This is a genomic window from Pseudomonas sp. ICMP22404, assembly GCF_006227205.1.
GTDB lineage: Bacteria > Pseudomonadota > Gammaproteobacteria > Pseudomonadales > Pseudomonadaceae > Aquipseudomonas.
In genome coordinates this window covers 57,573-74,948 of the sequence record NZ_VCNG01000011.1, presented here as the reverse complement: position 1 = coordinate 74,948, position 17,376 = coordinate 57,573, and the positions used below count along the sequence as shown (strand labels likewise).

General features: G+C 58.7%; 19 protein-coding genes. 2 read left to right on the top strand and 17 right to left on the bottom strand.

The features are described from left to right. Positions 1–77: 77 nt before the first annotated feature. The 17 genes from FGE05_RS19240 to FGE05_RS19160 all read right to left on the bottom strand — a co-directional run bounded on the left by FGE05_RS19240 (position 78) and on the right by FGE05_RS19160 (position 13,271). On the bottom strand, positions 78–662 hold the full coding sequence (locus FGE05_RS19240; RefSeq protein ID WP_139647414.1) for a phage tail assembly protein: 585 nt from the start codon (positions 660–662) through the stop codon (positions 78–80). A 140-nt stretch (positions 663–802) separates the two neighbouring features. Further along, a complete protein-coding gene (locus tag FGE05_RS19235) occupies positions 803–1,309 on the bottom strand; it encodes a phage major tail tube protein (RefSeq protein ID WP_024779059.1) in 507 nt (168 codons plus the stop codon). Further along, positions 1,309–2,475, bottom strand: a complete 1,167-nt coding sequence (locus FGE05_RS19230; RefSeq protein WP_139647412.1) for a phage tail protein — start codon at positions 2,473–2,475, stop codon at positions 1,309–1,311. The genes FGE05_RS19235 and FGE05_RS19230 overlap by 1 nt, the downstream gene beginning before the upstream one ends. A 2-nt stretch (positions 2,476–2,477) precedes the next feature. Further along, entirely contained in the window at positions 2,478–2,687 is a 210-nt protein-coding gene (locus FGE05_RS19225) for a hypothetical protein (RefSeq protein ID WP_139647410.1), read from the bottom strand. 88 nt (positions 2,688–2,775) lie between these two features. Further along, a complete protein-coding gene (locus FGE05_RS19220; protein ID WP_139647408.1) occupies positions 2,776–3,195 on the bottom strand; it encodes a phage tail protein in 420 nt (139 codons plus the stop codon). A gap of 9 nt (positions 3,196–3,204) precedes the next feature. Continuing rightward, complete coding sequence (locus FGE05_RS30145; protein WP_257225679.1) at positions 3,205–5,166, bottom strand: phage tail protein; 1,962 nt, start codon at positions 5,164–5,166, stop codon at positions 3,205–3,207. Beyond that, positions 5,167–5,802, bottom strand: a complete 636-nt coding sequence (locus FGE05_RS19210) for a phage tail protein I (protein WP_139647406.1) — start codon at positions 5,800–5,802, stop codon at positions 5,167–5,169. After that, a complete protein-coding gene (locus FGE05_RS19205; protein ID WP_139647404.1) occupies positions 5,799–6,794 on the bottom strand; it encodes a baseplate J/gp47 family protein in 996 nt (331 codons plus the stop codon). The genes FGE05_RS19210 and FGE05_RS19205 overlap by 4 nt, the downstream gene beginning before the upstream one ends. Continuing rightward, positions 6,791–7,123, bottom strand: coding sequence for a phage baseplate protein (locus FGE05_RS19200; RefSeq protein WP_024779051.1), 333 nt, complete (start codon positions 7,121–7,123; stop codon positions 6,791–6,793). The genes FGE05_RS19205 and FGE05_RS19200 overlap by 4 nt, the downstream gene beginning before the upstream one ends. Before the next feature lie 9 nt (positions 7,124–7,132). Further along, positions 7,133–7,744 (bottom strand): phage baseplate assembly protein V, encoded by a 612-nt coding sequence (locus tag FGE05_RS19195; protein ID WP_139647402.1) that lies wholly within the window; start codon positions 7,742–7,744, stop codon positions 7,133–7,135. Between the two features lie 3 nt (positions 7,745–7,747). Then, entirely contained in the window at positions 7,748–8,260 is a 513-nt protein-coding gene (locus FGE05_RS19190) for a hypothetical protein (RefSeq protein ID WP_139647400.1), read from the bottom strand. Between the two features lie 37 nt (positions 8,261–8,297). Continuing rightward, positions 8,298–8,648 carry a phage holin family protein gene (locus FGE05_RS19185; RefSeq protein WP_139647398.1) on the bottom strand — a complete coding sequence of 117 codons (351 nt, stop codon included), beginning with the start codon at positions 8,646–8,648 and terminating at the stop codon, positions 8,298–8,300. Between the two features lie 184 nt (positions 8,649–8,832). Continuing rightward, positions 8,833–9,261, bottom strand: a complete 429-nt coding sequence (locus tag FGE05_RS19180; protein WP_139647396.1) for a hypothetical protein — start codon at positions 9,259–9,261, stop codon at positions 8,833–8,835. A gap of 195 nt (positions 9,262–9,456) precedes the next feature. Further along, positions 9,457–10,098, bottom strand: coding sequence for a hypothetical protein (locus FGE05_RS19175; protein ID WP_139647394.1), 642 nt, complete (start codon positions 10,096–10,098; stop codon positions 9,457–9,459). Beyond that, positions 10,095–10,295 (bottom strand): Com family DNA-binding transcriptional regulator, encoded by a 201-nt coding sequence (locus FGE05_RS19170; protein ID WP_139647679.1) that lies wholly within the window; start codon positions 10,293–10,295, stop codon positions 10,095–10,097. Before FGE05_RS19170 ends, FGE05_RS19175 begins: the two co-directional genes overlap by 4 nt. Positions 10,296–10,761: 466 nt before the next feature. Continuing rightward, positions 10,762–11,496, bottom strand: coding sequence for an XRE family transcriptional regulator (locus FGE05_RS19165; protein ID WP_139647677.1), 735 nt, complete (start codon positions 11,494–11,496; stop codon positions 10,762–10,764). 386 nt (positions 11,497–11,882) lie between these two features. Beyond that, positions 11,883–13,271 (bottom strand): O-antigen ligase family protein, encoded by a 1,389-nt coding sequence (locus FGE05_RS19160; protein WP_139647392.1) that lies wholly within the window; start codon positions 13,269–13,271, stop codon positions 11,883–11,885. 650 nt (positions 13,272–13,921) lie between these two features. Between FGE05_RS19160 and mutS the strand changes: the two genes are divergently transcribed. After that, complete coding sequence (gene mutS, locus FGE05_RS19155; RefSeq protein WP_139647675.1) at positions 13,922–16,462, top strand: DNA mismatch repair protein MutS; 2,541 nt, start codon at positions 13,922–13,924, stop codon at positions 16,460–16,462. A gap of 133 nt (positions 16,463–16,595) precedes the next feature. Beyond that, entirely contained in the window at positions 16,596–16,919 is a 324-nt protein-coding gene (gene fdxA / locus FGE05_RS19150; protein WP_024779043.1) for a ferredoxin FdxA, read from the top strand. The last annotated feature ends 457 nt before the right edge of the window (positions 16,920–17,376 follow it).

Below are 17,376 nucleotides of genomic sequence, written 5' to 3'. Positions count from 1 at the left end.
GCGCAATGCCTTGCCGGCGTCCCATTCGAGAATCTCCGCTTCACTTACCGGGTAAATGAGCGGCACGACATCGAGGATCACTTCGATGTCGCGCTCCGAAAGAAGTCCGCCGGTTTGTTTAAAAAATCGTCGATGCGCACCTGCAGTTGTGTCCAGTCGGGCACGGTCAGCAGGTCCAGGTCGGGCAGCATCAGGCCGGTGCAGTGGGCGGTGATGAATTCGGCGCGTTCTTTCGCCGTCTTCAGCTTCTTCATCGCCTTGGTGGCTCGCAATACCGGCATTTCCAGGGTCAACGAGGTCACGCTGCGGCCCGCCACGTTGAGCGGTTGCAGCAGTTGCACCTGGTCGGGATCGGCCAGTGCGTGGTCCGCTTCGGCGACCTGCTCGAGGAAATACGCCGCCGGACGGGTCGACATGTCGTGCACGTACTGGGCGATGCTCACGTAGTCCGGGCGCTTGAGCTGATCCAGTTCCTTGACCGACAGGCCGGTGGCCAACTTGGCCAGCTCGAAGAACTGGTCGTCCTCATCGTCGCCGGCACGGGCCAGGGCGTCTTTCTGCGCGGCGTAGAACAGGGGTTTGAGTTGCAACTGGTCGATCTGCGATCCGTCGTCACCGGTGATGGATGACAGCAGAATGTGTTGGGGAGGCGTCCAGGACATGAATCAATTCCTTGGTGAATGTGAGCCCCTTGTGGGAGCGAGCCTGCTCGCGAATGCGCCAGTACCTTCAGCATCAAGGTGTCTGACACACTGCTATCGCGAGCAGGCTCGCTCCCACAGGGACTGTGTTCAACTGAGGGTCAAGGCAACAGCACCGCACGGCGCGCATCGCCGAGAATGTCGACGCCGTTGAGCACGAACTTCTGGGTGCGCACGTCGATGTCGATCACCGGAACGCCGTTTTCCAGGCGGTTGTAGGTGCGGCACGACAGCTCGAGATTGGTCTTGGGCTTCTCACCCATCTTCAGCGCGGTCTCTTCCAGGGATTTCAGCTTGCCGCCGACGGTGTGGTAGGTGAACCAGGTATTGCCATCCTGATCCTGGCCGGCTTCACGCACGTTCAGCAGGATGTCGTCACCGACACTGACACCCAGCGCCAGCATGATTTCCGGGCCGACACCTTGCAGGCTGAGCTTGGCGTTGAGGGCCTTGCCGCCTTTGGCCATTTCCTCGGTGATGAAGCGCCCGCCGCGCATCTCTTCCATGTCGAACTCGATCTTCGGCGGGGTGAATTCTTCCACGGTCGCCGACAACGGCAGGCCTTGCAGGGTGGCCGCGATGGCCTGTCTTACGCGGTTGGTAAACATTAGAGAACGTCCTCCAGGAACTGCTCGATGATTTCATCGCGGGCGTTGAGTTGATAAATCATGTGTTCGTTCGGCGCGTAGCGGCCGTAGTCGATCACCACGTACCAGGTGCCGTTCTTGTACTTCTCGACACTGTTGAGTTCCGGATGCAGGTACACGCTGCCGCCCGGGATGGTTTCGTCGGCCACCAGGGTTTGCAGCCAGTCGTTGATGCGCTTGACCTCCTGGTCCATGAAGGACTTGGTCAGGTTCTTCGCCATGGCTTTCTGGCCGGCCTTGACCAGCTTGCGGCTGATGGCATCCTCCAGGCCGACGTAGCTGATGAACTTGCCGGTGATGGAGCGGTTGCCCAGCAGCGAGAACCCGCCGAGGATGGTTCGGGCGTAGTAGCTGATGCCGTAGCGGTTGAGCAGGTCGCCTTCGGTGGAGGTGTCGAGGATGTTGTATTCCACGGTGCGCGAAACGTCCTCGGCATAGGTCACCTGGTTGCCCGGGCTCTCCCATTGCTTGACCTTGGCGAGCGCGGCGATGGCCAGGCTCGACGGCGCCAGGAAGACGTTTTTCTTCGCGGCCTTGGAGTAGACCGCTGGCATGTTGTGCACCACCAGGCAACGGTCGAAACCGAGGTCGGCGCCGCCCAGCTCCTGGCTGTAGGTCACCTGATCGGCGACTGCGACATCCTTGCCGTCGAGTACCACGCGAGCCTTGATGCGCTTGCCGAACGAGGCGAACTCACTGGCCACCGCCTTGGTGCCGGTGAAGCCCGGCGCGCCAATGATGGTCAAGTCCTCGGCCACGCCACTCAAGGCCGCCAGGCCCAGCTTGCGACCGGTCTGCGCTTCGATGCCGCCGATGACGTTGTTCTGCGTATCGGCGGGGGTGGCGCCCTCTTCGACGATCACCACGTAGACCGGCACCTTGACCACTTTGAGGATCTGGAACACCGCGTGATACAGCGTACCGGCTTCGGTGCCGGTCGGATCGAGCAACGCCTGGGTGGTGAAGCTGTTGATGCGGAACGGTGCGTTGCGCGGAATCAGCGGATCGGCCTTCGGCGCGGTGCCGACCAGCCCGATGACGTTGTCCCCCAGGCCACCCATGGCCTCGGGAGATTCGGAGGCATTGACGGTAATGCCGTTGTGCTCGAAGTTCAAAACCTCAGCCATGGTTATTCAGCCTTTTTGGTAGTGGCCTTTTTGGCCGGTTGGGATGTAGAGGCCGCATCGGCAACCTCGGTGTTTTTCAGCGCCAGGCGACCGGCGCTACGCAGGGCGCTGGCCTCGACGTCGAGCAGATCGAGTTCCTGGCCGATGGTCGACCAGTGGCCGCCTCCGGTGGGGAATGGAACGAGTACGGTGTAGGTTTGGCGTAGTGCCATTCGGGTTTCTCCAGATACGAAAAAGCCCCTTCGGGAAGGGGCTTTCAGGGTTTGACGGGAAAGAAAACGCCCCGTCGGTGCGGGGCGTTTATTGGGGTTGCTCAGGGAGCCAGGACGGGGCTATCGGACGGTGGTCGAGTAAAGGAAACTCCCCGGACTCCGGCCAGTTGCGTAGCGACCGGCGATACGCTTGAAGCTCAGCGTATTGTTCAGTCGAAAGCGTGGTTTCTGCCCCATCTTCCAACTCATCCCGGTGGCGCGTTACAACACCATCAGTCATTGAAAGCTGATTGTTCCGCCATGCGCGCTCTACGAGCGACAACTCAGCCAGCGTTGGCAATGGTGGGTCTTGCAACTGCGGACGACCATCAGCTCCTCTGCCAATGATCTTCGTCCCCAACCGCGAATCAAAGAGCGCTGCATGATCATCGTCAGATATCTCGATACCGCCGTTATCGGTCAAGTCGAAGGCAAATCGACCGTCTTCTTCAATCCATTTAGCGAACATAGCTGTTCCTCAATAGCCGATGGCTAGCCAGTTGTAACCGCCATTAGTAACGGAGGCACTATTTGTGGCCACACTGGTGAAATAACCTGTAAAACCTGTACGCGTCGGTATGCCCGACTGGCAAAGCAAGGGATTCGTCGCCGAACTGCCCCCTGCGTATATGGCACCTACGTACATACAGGCGTTGGGAAACGCGACGGGGAAAGTAACAGGCACGGTTCCTGTCGAGCCGTCCGTTGAAGCATGTCCAATCTTGAACGTCCAGCCACTGGGCAAAACTTGATGAGCGGAATATCCAAGAATTGCAGCGAACTTAGCCGAGTACCGCATAGCCGCTGTCCCGCTGATCAAGCGCCACTCCCCGGACACCCTGGTCAGCAGCGCCGAATCACCTTGCCCCAACACAATCGAGATTGCGCCGCCACTAGCGTTCGTCATGGCGTCACCCATCGAAACCAACAGTGTGACCGCCCCCGCCCCACCACATAACACCAGGATCATGGCACCTTGTGCTACCGTCGCCGTTGGCGGCAAGGTCACGCTAATAGCGGTATCCGATGACGCACTGACGACGCCACCCACATTTCCTGCGCCCAGAACCGTACTGGTACTGAGCGAATCGAAGTTCGACAGCTCGATACCCATTCGCTTGACGAACTCGGTCGTTGCGAACGCCTTGCTCTTGTCAAACTGTGCTTGGGTTATCCAGTTAGGAGCAGACATCACAGCGCCATATTTGAGCGCCATGGTCCCGCCAATCAAACGCCATTGAGCATCAAGCCGAATAAACTCCGCCGTATCTCCCAAGCCCAATGTGAGCGAGCCGGTTACACCGTTGCTGGTAAAAACCACATCGCCAGCCGCCGCCTGGATCGTCAGGCCGCCGGCCCCAGCACAGACAAGCGTGATGGTCGCAGCCTGCGCGACACCTGTGGTTGAAGGCAAAACGGCGGTGATCAGCGCCGCATTGGAGAAACTGTGCAGGCCGCCTACATGCGCTGCCGTGAGCGAGGTGTTCACCGAGTAGCTGCTGAAACTTGAATACTCGACGCCCATTCGCTTGGCGAAAGCCGTAGTCTGCACGCGCGTACTGCTATCGAACTGGGGCGGCGTCGTCGCCGTTGGGTTGATCAGCGCTGGTGAGTTGAGAGGCGCAAAGCCTTGCGTCACGTTCTGGAAAGTCAGCGCCGTGGTACCCAGCACGATCACACCATCAGTAATCAACTGCCAGAACGTATTGGCTTGGGTCGCGCCCTCTTCCACCGGCACACTCAACCCCGAGGTAACATCAACACTCGCATCAGCATCTTTCGCCCGCATCCATGCCCCATTCGCGGCGACATAAATGCCGTTGTCTTTCGCCTGGGCCTGGGATTTCACCAGGACACGATCCCCGGCGATGACCGCGACACCATCAATGGTCTGTGCACCGCTCAAGGCAATGTTGGCGGTGGTCGCCACCCGCACCGACTGTTTCCTGTCGAGCTTGGAAAGTTCATCAGCTACATAACTGGTGACCCAGGCGCGAGTTGCCTTAACGACCGTATCGTCGATCAACAGGGTGACCAACGCCGCATTACTGGTTTCAAAAATCGATCGGATATAAAACTCTTTCCCCGAACCAGACGTCGCCAATACCGGCTTGAACGACTCCGGATATTTGACAATCGCATACAGAACCCCGGTATCGGTCCAGATCCCGGCCTCACGCACATACCAACCGCCCACTTCAGGCGGGATGGTCACTTCGGCCAGCAACCAGCTCGGGTTTTTCTCGTCCTGGAACAGTGCATTGAGTGGCCCGCGCCAGACTTCGCGCTTGAGCGCCGTGGCGGTTGCGGCCGGGTTGTAGACCGAGCCGCCGCCGTCACCGACGGAAATCTGCGAGAGCTTGATGGGTGTGCCCGCCGCCTTGCAGGCGGTTTCGTAGGCGATGCCTGCATCGGTGAGCAGGGTGTAATAGTCAGCCATTCAGGCCCCCTGTGGATAAATAGTGGATGTTTCGACGACGTAGAGCCCGGCCGCCATGAAGGCCTGGCCCGAGGCTTCCAGCCCTTCGATGACAATCGGATAAACCGTGGTCAGCTCGCCGCACAATGTGGCCGCGCCGATGACGTGTCGGCCGGACGCACTCAAACCGACCGACACCGTCAAGGTGTCACGCTCGCTTTTGGCATCGGCCAGACGCCGGTCGAGACGGGCGTCGATTTCTTCGCTGTAAGGCTGTTCGGTGAATGCCCTGACGGAAAAGCTGTAAGGCTGACCGACGGGAGTTTGCTCATGCCAGGCGCGGACCTCGGGCGTCAGTTGCAGCCCCTTGGCCGCATTTTCCAGGGCCTTACGCGTCCCGGCCTGCCGTGCGGTGGGCCAGGCGAGTTCAACCGTCAGGCGTTTTTCAGCCTCGGGCGCTGCGGAGCTCCACTCGTTGACCCCGCGATCCGCCGCGAGATACGGCAGGAACGCCACGGGCGTAGCAGTCGGGTTCATCAGCTCGGGAAACGGCGGATCGATACGTTCGAGCAGCCGGGCAAAACCGATATCCAGGGCCCTTTCCAGCGCCGAACTGTTGACCGGCAGCAGGCTTGGGGTCGGGGCGTCGTCACTCATAACGTGTCCACCTCGACCACGACACCCGTGCAGTACGGCGCCTGGAAAGCCGTTGTCACGATCGGCGCCAACGGTTCGAGAATCTCGAGCCGAACCGCACCGGCGCTGTGCAATGTGTAGTCGATCCAGCTTGGGTCCACCCGGCCTTCCAGGCGATGGCACGCCTCGGCGTATTCCTGCAATTGCCGTTGCGCAGCCGCTTGGGTCAAGCCCGAGTCAGGACCTGGATTGATCTTCGCCACGACGCGAATCTTGTAGGGTTTGACTTGCGCGCCCTGGACAATGACCAGATCCGTTTCCGGTCGTACATCCGGCCGGGCGAAATGCTGGCGGACCCCGTCGAGCAGTGTCTGGGAGGGCGTGCCGTCGCCTTCACGGGACAGCACCGTCACCGTGACTTCGCCCGGCGCCGTCCGACGTCCGTTGCCGTCCTTGACCTGGGCGGCAAGCCCGTCCGGATCGAAGGTGTACGTCACCGTCACGACGCCCGCTGCACTGCTCTCAACCTTTACCGCGGGGCGTTCGCCAAGGGTAAAAATCTCCCGCCGATACTGCATGCGCGAACCGGCCGCCGGGGCATGGGGCGCCAGGTAATAACGCAACCGGGCGTCATCGTCGCTTTCGTAGACAGGGGCGATGGGTGGGAACGCCGCCGGATCGCCCGGGTCGAGCAACTGGCGTTCGAGGCCCATGTCGGCCAGGCGGGCATCGAGGTTACTGCCAGTGGCCCACCACGCCAGCATCTGCTTGATCCGGGCGTTGTATTTGCGTTCGTGGGTTTGCAGGCGCACGCAGAAGGCCTCGAGGGCCAGGGTCAGCAACTCGCTTTCGTTTTCCAGGCTGACCGCAAGCCTCGCCGCGCTGTCGGGCGAGCGCGCACCGACGTACTCGACCACGAAGGTTTTGAACTCGGCGAGCAGATCCTCGAACGCGTCAACGGTGACGATGGCCGGTTCGGCCAGTTGGTTCTGGCCGGGTATCAACATGCTCATGTCACCACCTCGAAAGTCTGTTTGCGGTTTTTCCAGGTGCCGGCGAAACGCAGCAGCAATCCGGCGCCCTGACGGCTGGCGACGATGACCTGCGGCTCGAAATCGCCGATGCCGTTGTGTGGGTTGTAGAAGGCTTGGGCTGCGTGACTCTGGGCAAGAATCAGCAGGTCATCGCCGAGGTTCTGCCCCAGCAATTGCGTGAGCGCGCAGCCATACAAAGGGCGTTTCTGGCGGGTGCCCAAGGGGGTGGTCAGCGCCCGGGTGGCGCGCTGCACGAACTGCGGCCAGTCATCCACCGTGGCGCCGGTGTTTCTATCGATTCCGATCATGGGAAGCTCTTATGCGGTACTGATGACACGCCCCTGGTGATCCACCAACGGGCCGCTCAGGTGCACACCGGAAGCGTCGAGCCGGATGCCGACGGCACCCAGTTGCAGGTCGATGGCCTCAGGTGTCATCGCCAGCCTCGACGGGCCGATGGTGAATTCGAGGGATTCACGGGAGCCGGTGAATGTCGCCGGGCCGTTTTTCCAGTGCAGGACATGACTGGCATGGTCGTAGCCGTTTTCCGTAGCATCCGGATAAAGGCGACGGGTCAGCGTTGCCTGTGTCGAGACGGGGGGAAACTGACCGCCGTTGAGGCCGAACAACGCCACCGACTGTCCGCCGCCATCACCGCCGCCATGGTTCAGCAGCAGGCATTGCTCGCCCACGGAGGGAATCCGCGACTCGCTCTGGGCGCCGGCACTCGGGTTGAAAAAGCGGATCGCCGGGGTCAACAGCTCTCCATGGGCGACCTTGCAGGTATTGGTGGCCGCATCGACTTCCTGGCAGACGCCGATGCGACAGAGATTGTCTGCGCGCCGGTACAAGTCCTCGAGCTCGGTTTCCATCCCGGCCAGGCGCTCGATGATCGGCCCCAGGTACAGGCGTAGAAGCGCATCGAACATGGTTCAGCCCTCCAGTGCGGTGTATTGGTCCGGATCGTCGATGTTCGACACTTCCCAGGTCCGGGCGAATTTCGGGATGCCCAGCGGGTCCTCCAGCAGCGTCGGACCGAGGTACAGGGTTTGGGTAAATGAAACGGCCCAGGCGCTGTACGGCCGGGTCCCGCCGTTGAACACCGATGCAACGCCCTCGATATCCGTGGGCCGGCTGCATTGCTCAGCCGACAGATCCCAGCGGTTGTCGACGATCAGGCGTTTCAACGCACAGGCCAGGTCGCAGGCCGCCAACCCCGTGCCGGGGGAAACGACTTGCATGGAAAACATCAGGACATGAGCGATACGCCCATCGTTGGCACGATTGCCTGACGTATCGCGTTCGATGGCGATCAATACCCAAGGCTGATCGCCGGTGTCGTCAAAGTCCTGGAGACTCCCAACCTTCAAGCCGGGAAAGGTGGTACGCAGCGTCTCGACAATGGCGGTAAACAACTGCGAGGGTTTTTCGATGAGAGTGGGCATTGGATGGCCTCTTTCCTATGGGTCGGCAGCATCGGGCTCACGGTTGGTCGGGACGGGAATCCGGCGGTGGCACTTCGCAAACGCCAATCCGCTTGGCGACCCAGCGTTCGTAAAGACCGATGGCCACATCGGCACCGGCCATGGCGGTCAGGCAACCCAAGGCGCAGGCACTCCAGATCGACATGCCGAGGGCATACAGCAGCATGATTGCCGAGACACCGCAGATCACGCAGGCGCCGGAGCGCAAGGCCAGACGCCGCAACAGCGACCAGCCTCGGGCCCCTTCCTTGTCGGCACGCCACATCTCGCCGGACACCCCGCCCACCAGGGCGAGCAGGATGACCAGCCAGATCGGCATGTCCAGCAACGCTTGTTGCTCGTTTGTCATTCACGCCTCCTGGGGGGTGATTGAGATTGGCAGGGAGATTTTTTTGAAACTGAACGAGGCGTGGTCAGTGCAACCAACCAGTCGCTACTAACAGCCTGAAACAGAAAGCCCCAACGAACGCCATGGCTGAACAAGGAGCACGTTCGAAGGAGCCTGAAGATTTAAAGTTTGAACAGAGTCGGCATCACTTGGGTGCCCCGCAGGTCGCGCCCTGGTAAGTCATGGTGTAGGTGTAATGCCGGTCCCAAGGCAGCGGAAGCGCACTGGGGGCTGCCCACTCCGCGTAGTTACCCGCCATCGAGCCAGTAGCGACGACTTTACCCATGGCAATGGTGGCGAGGTTGTTGGCGCTTCCTGCTCCATTCATCGGCACGCTTCCATTCCATTGGAGGTCGTCCCCATTCTGAAACCACGCGCCCTTCCAGCCAGCCTGGGAACTTGAGTACCAGGTATTGTCCGCTTTGAAGCAGATCGTTTGGTTTGCGTAAAAGCCACCACCCGGGACATGGTAGGAAGCGAACTTCCAGGAACCGACAGGCGAGGTTTCGGCAGATGCTCGAAGAGTCTGGGTGGCCAGGACTGCTGCGATCAGCAAAAGGAAGAGTTTTTTCATTCAATGATTTCCTTTAGATAAATAATCACTCGGAGAATGCCCAAGCACATACGCCGATTTACCGGCACGGAAAGTCAACCGACATTTAACGCCGACAACCGTTTAATGATTTAGCGGTGGGGTGCGTATTGATATCGCCCAGGCAGAGTCGCAGATGGAAGAGCCCGTAGTTGGGCCTAGACGCTTGCCGCCGCTTTAATTCGTGATCAGCATGTCGATCGTGCTTGAGTCGCACGAATAGTTAGACTTCCTATCCAGCACAAAATAGAGGGACGAGGCAGCAGTAACAGGTAAATTGTTCAGGGAAAAAACAGCCCCCGTACCTTTGGCCAGGCTACCGGATTGCAGAACCGTACTGCCCTGGTTAAGAGACCACGCTATACCGTCACCACAAGCAGCATGGATACTATTGATACGTCCCAGAATATTGACGGTTCCGGTGATAGGGCTGGTCCAGCGGATGACTGTTTGGCTATTCATGCCTGGGTGGAAAATCACATTACCCGCAGGTACAGTAAAACTGCCGTTCCCACTGTAGTTATACGTTTCCTTATGCACAGTTACATGCGCGCCCGACGGCACATCTTGCCAACAGGTTGCGGTTTTTCCGCCGCAGACATCGGCCGTGAACGAAGGCAGGAGAATATAGTTCTCCGGGTTATTCACGCCTGACGTATTTTCCATAAATGCCCATGGCAAGCTTGGGGACACACGCTCTTTTGCAAAAATCACGTCTTTTGCCAAGTTCCAGGACATGGCAGTTTCTGCCGAGGCGTTGATGGACACACCCAAGAACAGCAGCAACCCCAATACAGAGGCGATGGTAATTTTTTTCATAGTGATAACCTATTGAGTCGAGGATTGGAGGGTTCTGTGTTACTCGTACATGTCGCTCCATGGCGATCCACTCGAGGCTCAACGGCCTTCACATGATTCAACGTCCCACACCGGGCACATTTGATCTGGAGTTCGGTGTTCTCGCCCATTCGGGCCAGAAGTCGTTTGCAGTGACCGCATCTGAAATCCTTCAGCATTTGAAAGCCCTCCATTGGCGGCGGTATTTTTTGAAGCGCCTCACGGCGCAGGCATTCCAAAAAGCCCGGTCGCCCAGGCTTTTCAGTAATGCGCTTGATCTTTCGGCGCGACTGGCGCGGTACGGATCCATTCAAATTGTTCCTCCGGCCGCGGTCCCTGCCCGCCGGATAACTGCTTCTGGTGCTTTACGCTGCACACCTGGGCCAGTTGCCAACCCTCTGAACCGTTAAGGCCGGTTCATCGCTGCCTGTTGATGGAACTAAAGAGCTGTGTTGCCAGCCGGCTTTGTCGAGCGGCTTGGACACAGAATATGCATGTATGCATATACAGTCAATGCGTTAATGCATTTATTTGCGCACAGAAAATGCACCAGCGCATTCGCGCCCAGCAGGGACGAGGGTTGGCGCCCTTTTCGAGGGCGAAAAAAACCCGCACATCGGCGGGTTTTATCTGACAGCGGGAGGGTTAGCGGGCGTACATGCCCCACCAGAAGACATGACCGAGGATGACGATCTGCTCATCCTGCATTTCCTGGAAGCTGTAGTCTTCGTCCGGATGTTCATCGCGGTTGAAACTGCGCAGGCGGATGCCGGTGGGCAAACGGTAAAGCTGCTTCACCCGCAACTGGCCGTTGTGATTGATGGCGTAGAGGTCACCGTCGACGATGTCGCCGATCCCGCATTTGCCCGCGTTCACCCCGACCGTAGCCCCGTCGCGCAGCACCGGCAACATGCTGTTGCCACGCACCGTCACGCATTTGGCCTGGTCGAACTGCACGCCGTTATGACGCAGGCTGCGCTTGCCAAAGCGCAGGCTGGAGCGCTCGCTTTCCTCGATGACGAATCTTCCTGATCCAGCGGCCAATTCAACCTCACGCAGAAAAGGAACCGACACCTCGTCTTCTTCGACAGGGGTATCGTCGTCCCACAGGCTTATGTCCTTGAGTTCGGAATGCGGCTCGTCGCGGCGGCTGTTGCCGGCAGGCGCAACATCGGCGCGCCCGCGCAACTGGTCGGTGCTCACGGCGAAGTATTCGGCAATCTTCGAGATGTGTTTATCCGAAGGGTCGACGATCTTGCCGCTGAGGATCCGCGAGAGGGTGGATTGAGGCACGCCGGTACGCCGGTGAAGCTCCGTGGGGGAGATCCCGTGCTGATCGAGCAATGCTCTTAATACGGTAGAAACGTTGCGTTTTTGCATAATGCGCATGATGCTTGTTCTTTTTGCTGAACACAAATGCTGATTTGCATAAAAATGCATAAAACGCGTTCTGCTAGGTCCATTGTGGCGAGGGAGCTTGGAACTGCATAACGGCTCCAAACTCCCACATCTGAGCCATTGACCGGTTGAATTCAATCCTCGCAATGTCCTGAGCGAAGAAAACCAAGGAAGGTCAGGCATCACAAAGCGGAGAGCCTCGTGGGCAAGATCGAGAGGGCTCTAGACACCTTGCCAGTCCTCCCCGGCGTTCTGCCGACGGAACACTCCCCCTTTAAAGAAACAATGGACTACCGATGTACTTTTCCATTCCTGCCGGGCCTAGCCCGACACCGAAAATCGATGCCGGGCCGAAAAAATATAGCCGGTTAAATTGCTTTCGTCCGACTCTTCAGACCACCGAGCAAGCCGAACAGGAAGAAAGCCAGAGCCCCAGCACTCGGCACGATCAAGATATCCCAGGCCATGGCCATTGGTCCGAACGCCATCAACACGGTGCCCCATGCAAAGAATTGTTCAGCTGACCGCTCGACGGATTTGCTACCCGTTATGGCGGATTTCAGATTTAGAAAGATCATTGTCCCAAATGGAATGAAGAAGATCAGCCCGCCCTTCCATAACAGAGTCAGGTAATAAACGTGGGTCGAGCTGTTTGCTTCTAAGCCAGGCGTCATTCCCTCGGTGGAGTACCGACCATACCCCCCAAAACCGTTGCCGATGAGCGGACTTGTCAAAACTTCCTTAACGCCAGCAATAGCGAGCTCAACGCGACCAGTTGCGAATTGGTCGGCCTGTTTCACCAGGTTCCGGGAGTCAGCTTTTCTACTAGCTCCACCGGAAACTCCAGTTTCCTCGGACAGCGCTTGGTGGGAATCTGCTTTTTCACTAGCTCCACCGGAACCCCCAGTTTCCTCGGACAGCGCTTGGATAGAAGTTACCAGACGGCTTTCGCTCGCTCCCCTCACGTACGTCATAACCAAAGCCAGCAACATGGCAAGGATGACCGCGCCGCAAATACGCCGGGCGGCCGAGTGCCGGAGCGCATAGATGACTACCGATCCAAGAATCCACACCTGCAGGATTTGGGCGCTTCGAGAATCGCTGCCAGTGATCAGAAAAAACGCACAGAACAACGCTACCCATAGCAGCGCCATAACAGGCTTGGAGGATTTGCCACCGATAATCGTTCCGCACAGGATCATCGCCTGCAAGCACAACAGGTGCGCAAGGCTCAAGACTCCAAACGTTGCGAATACAGGAAGCCCGAGGAACTCGACATTCATCGCCGCAAACCCACTCGGACCGATATAAATCCGAACGTTCTGTTCAAGGTAGAGTATTCGGACAGTAACGACGATGAGGAAAATGGCAGAGAACAGCGACAACCAAAAGAACACCTTAGAAATATCATTACTTTTTGACACATACTTCCCAAGGAACAGGAACGACGGCGCAAACATAATCAGCACTAATGACAATATATGCTTAACCACTTCTCCGTCAGGCGAAATTTTATTCGCGACAAAGATCGAAACCAGCCCAAGCGTCATCGCAGACAGGTAAGCAATGCTTGTACGACCGAAACTCATCAGGAACGCAATTCCGATGAGCGGTGCGAGCAGAAAGGCCGGGTTAATGTCGTACCCCATCAGTGAAAACATAACTATTGGCAGAGACATAGCAGCGCCAATGATGGGCACGAACACACTGCCATCGAACTTCATATTTATAGAATTTACCTTTTGGGAAACAGACATTCTCACCCTTCCTGGATAGATGAAAGAGTTGAAGCACTGCCGCAAGGTGCGTCCTCACCCATGCATCAACTCGAAACTCCGCCGACAGAGCACTGCACAAGGCATGAAACCCTAGGTTGAGCACTTGACGACTGTGCGCCGAGGATACATCAGCCCAAAATGTTTCACTAGGTTTCAGTTCCCCAGGAATGCCCCCCGCTCGGTTATCTGGTCACCTTCCCGTAGGTTGACTGCGGGGGAAGCGCTGCAAAAAAACCTCCTCCGGGCGCCAGCAAGGCGGCGAGATTTCCACGAGAAATTTCCGTGAAATTGCCAGCAACGTATACTCCCACAGAGAGTTGCGAGCAGGTTGTGCAAACATCTGTGCGTTCAAGCGCAACGGCACTGCCGCTGGAGTCATCGGTGTAACGCTGCAAGACCTCCGCGCAGTCACTCACCAATACCGACAAACAGGGCAATAAAATACGTAGCAACTTGGCAACCACACCGGAGCTAAGATAACAGCGCGTTACCTGCGCCTTCGCGAAACGCGACATAGCCAAGCCTTCGGCAATCCCGAAAAAATCCCTGTAGTATTAGAAACTTGCCCCGAGTCAAATGGACAGATAGAGCTAAAGCCTTTGAATACCGACGTTTCCAGCCACACCCCAATGATGCAGCAGTACTGGCGCCTGAAGAATCAGCACCCCGATCAGTTGATGTTCTATCGCATGGGCGACTTCTACGAGATCTTCTACGAGGACGCGAAGAAGGCCGCCAAGCTGTTGGACATCACCCTGACGGCGCGTGGGCAATCGGCGGGCATGGCGATTCCGATGTGTGGGATTCCTTACCACGCGGCGGAAGGTTACTTGGCGAAACTGGTCAAGCTCGGTGAGTCGGTGGTGATTTGCGAGCAGGTCGGTGACCCGGCCACCAGCAAGGGGCCGGTAGAAAGGCAAGTGGTGCGCATCATTACGCCGGGCACGGTCAGTGATGAGGCGTTGCTGGATGAGCGCCGGGACAATCTGATTGCCGCCGTGCTGGGGGACGAGCGCCTGTTCGGCCTGGCGGTGCTGGACATCACCAGTGGCAATTTCTCGGTGCTGGAGATCAAGGGCTGGGAAAACCTATTGGCGGAACTGGAGCGGGTCAACCCAGTGGAGCTGTTGATTCCCGACGACTGGCCCAAGGACCTGCCGGCAGAAAAACGCCGTGGCGTTCGACGTCGGGCGCCGTGGGATTTCGAGCGCGACTCGGCGCTGAAAAGTCTCTGCCAGCAATTTTCCACCCAAGACCTCAAGGGCTTCGGTTGCGAAAACCTGACCCTGGCCATCGGTGCCGCCGGTTGCTTGTTGGCCTACGCCAAGGAAACCCAACGCACCGCCCTGCCCCATTTGCGCAGCTTGCGCCACGAGCGCCTGGACGACACGGTGGTGCTGGACGGGGCGAGCCGGCGCAATCTGGAGTTGGACACCAACCTGGCCGGTGGACGGGACAACACCTTGCAGTCGGTGGTCGATCGTTGCCAGACCGCCATGGGCAGCCGGCTGCTGACACGTTGGCTGAACCGTCCCCTGCGGGATCTGACAGTGTTGCTGGCGCGACAGACCTCCATTACCTGCCTGCTGGATCGCTATCGCTTCGAGCAGTTGCAACCGCAGCTCAAGGAAATCGGTGACATCGAGCGGATCCTCGCGCGCATCGGCTTGCGCAACGCTCGCCCACGGGATCTGGCGCGCCTACGCGACGCCCTCGGTGCGCTGCCGGAACTCCAGATGGCGATGACCGACCTCGAAGCTCCGCACCTGCAACAACTGGCACGCATCACCAGCACCTACCCGGACCTGGCCGCGTTGCTGGAAAAAGCCATCATCGATAACCCGCCCGCCGTTATCCGTGACGGTGGCGTGTTGAAAACCGGCTATGACGCCGAGCTCGACGAGCTGCAAGCCCTGAGCGAAAACGCCGGCCAGTTCCTGATCGATCTCGAAGCCCGGGAAAAAGCCCGTACTGGCCTGAGCAACCTCAAGGTCGGCTACAACCGCATCCACGGCTACTTCATCGAGTTGCCGAGCAAACAAGCCGAACAAGCACCGGCCGACTACGTTCGTCGCCAGACGCTCAAAGGTGCCGAACGCTTCATCACCCCGGAACTCAAGGCCTTCGAAGACAAGGCGCTGTCGGCCAAGAGCCGCGCCCTGGCCCGGGAGAAGATGCTCTACGAGGCGCTGCTCGAAGACCTGATCAGCCAACTGCCGCCCCTGCAGGACACCGCTGCCGCCCTGGCGGAGCTGGACGTGCTGAGCAACCTGGCCGAGCGCGCGCTGAATCTGGACCTCAACTGCCCGCGCTTCGTCAGCGAACCGTGTATGCGCATCAGCCAGGGTCGTCACCCGGTGGTCGAGCAGGTACTGACCACCCCGTTCGTGGCCAACGACCTGAGCCTGGACGACAACACCCGCATGCTGGTGATCACCGGTCCGAACATGGGCGGTAAATCCACCTACATGCGCCAGACCGCACTGATCGTGCTGCTGGCCCACATTGGCAGCTTCGTGCCAGCGGCCAGCTGCGAATTGTCCCTGGTCGACCGGATATTCACCCGGATCGGCTCCAGCGACGACCTGGCTGGCGGGCGCTCCACCTTCATGGTGGAAATGAGCGAAACCGCCAACATCCTGCACAACGCCACCGAACGCAGCCTGGTGCTGATGGACGAAGTCGGGCGTGGCACCAGTACCTTCGACGGCCTGTCGCTGGCCTGGGCTGCGGCCGAACGCCTGGCACACCTGCGGGCCTACACGCTGTTCGCCACCCATTATTTCGAGCTGACGGTGCTGCCGGAAAGCCAGCCGCTGGTGGCCAACGTCCACCTCAACGCCACCGAGCACAACGAACGTATCGTGTTCCTGCACCATGTGCTGCCCGGCCCGGCCAGCCAGAGCTACGGCCTGGCAGTGGCACAACTGGCGGGCGTGCCAGCCGAGGTGATCAGCCGCGCCCGCGAGCACCTGAGCCGCCTGGAAACCTCCAGCCTGCCCCATGAAACACCGCGCCCGAGCAAAGGCAAACCGGCCGTACCGCAGCAAAGCGACCTGTTCGCCAGCCTGCCCCATCCCGTACTCGATGAACTGGCCAAGCTCGACCTGGACGACCTGACACCACGCCGGGCATTGGATTTACTCTATGCATTGAAGACACGGATCTAACGCAAGGGCGTTCAAGCTGTTAGAATCGCGCGCGGTTTGGGATGCTGCGGACTATTAGCCTGGTCCGCTCCCAAGCCTGGCGACCCCACCGTGAAGAGGGATCCGCTGCCGCCGCCTGAGGAGAGAATTAGAAATGACCTTCGTCGTCACCGACAACTGCATCAAGTGCAAGTACACCGACTGCGTAGAAGTCTGTCCGGTGGACTGCTTCTACGAAGGGCCGAATTTCCTGGTCATTCACCCTGACGAGTGCATCGACTGCGCCCTGTGTGAACCGGAATGCCCGGCGAACGCCATTTTCTCGGAAGACGAAGTGCCGTCCGGCATGGAGAACTTCATCGAGCTGAACGCCGAGCTGGCGGATATCTGGCCGAACATCACCGAGAAGAAAGATGCGTTGCCGGACGCCGAAGAGTGGGATGGCAAGCCAGGCAAGATAGCAGACCTCGAACGCTGATCATCCGCGTTCTCCGAAAAGGCCCCTTGCGGGCCTTTTTGCTTTCCGGTGGCCGAATCGAACGCAGAGCGTCCGTAGAGGCATACCCACGCAGAGCGTGGGCACGATTCGCAGGCAAAAAAAAGGGGCGGTTTGACCCGCCCACATTTTTTCCCTAATCCCTTTGATCCTTTTCATCATCCTGATGAATCGCATCCTGCGATGTCCTTCCTTCCCCATCGTCCGTGACGGGTGTGTCTGTCCGTCGACACAGGACTGATATTAGTGTTTTCCCCAGCGAGCGCAATTCATCCGAAGCGGCCGACAGCACCTGTCATGCTTCGTTCATCTATTTAAATTCCCATTTAAATCAACAAGATACTAAAAATGAACAGCCTTGATTGTCGTCTGTCCCCGGCCACGAGAAACCGAACGCTTACACAACACTAGGCAAAAGCTTACAAGCTGAGCCGGAAAC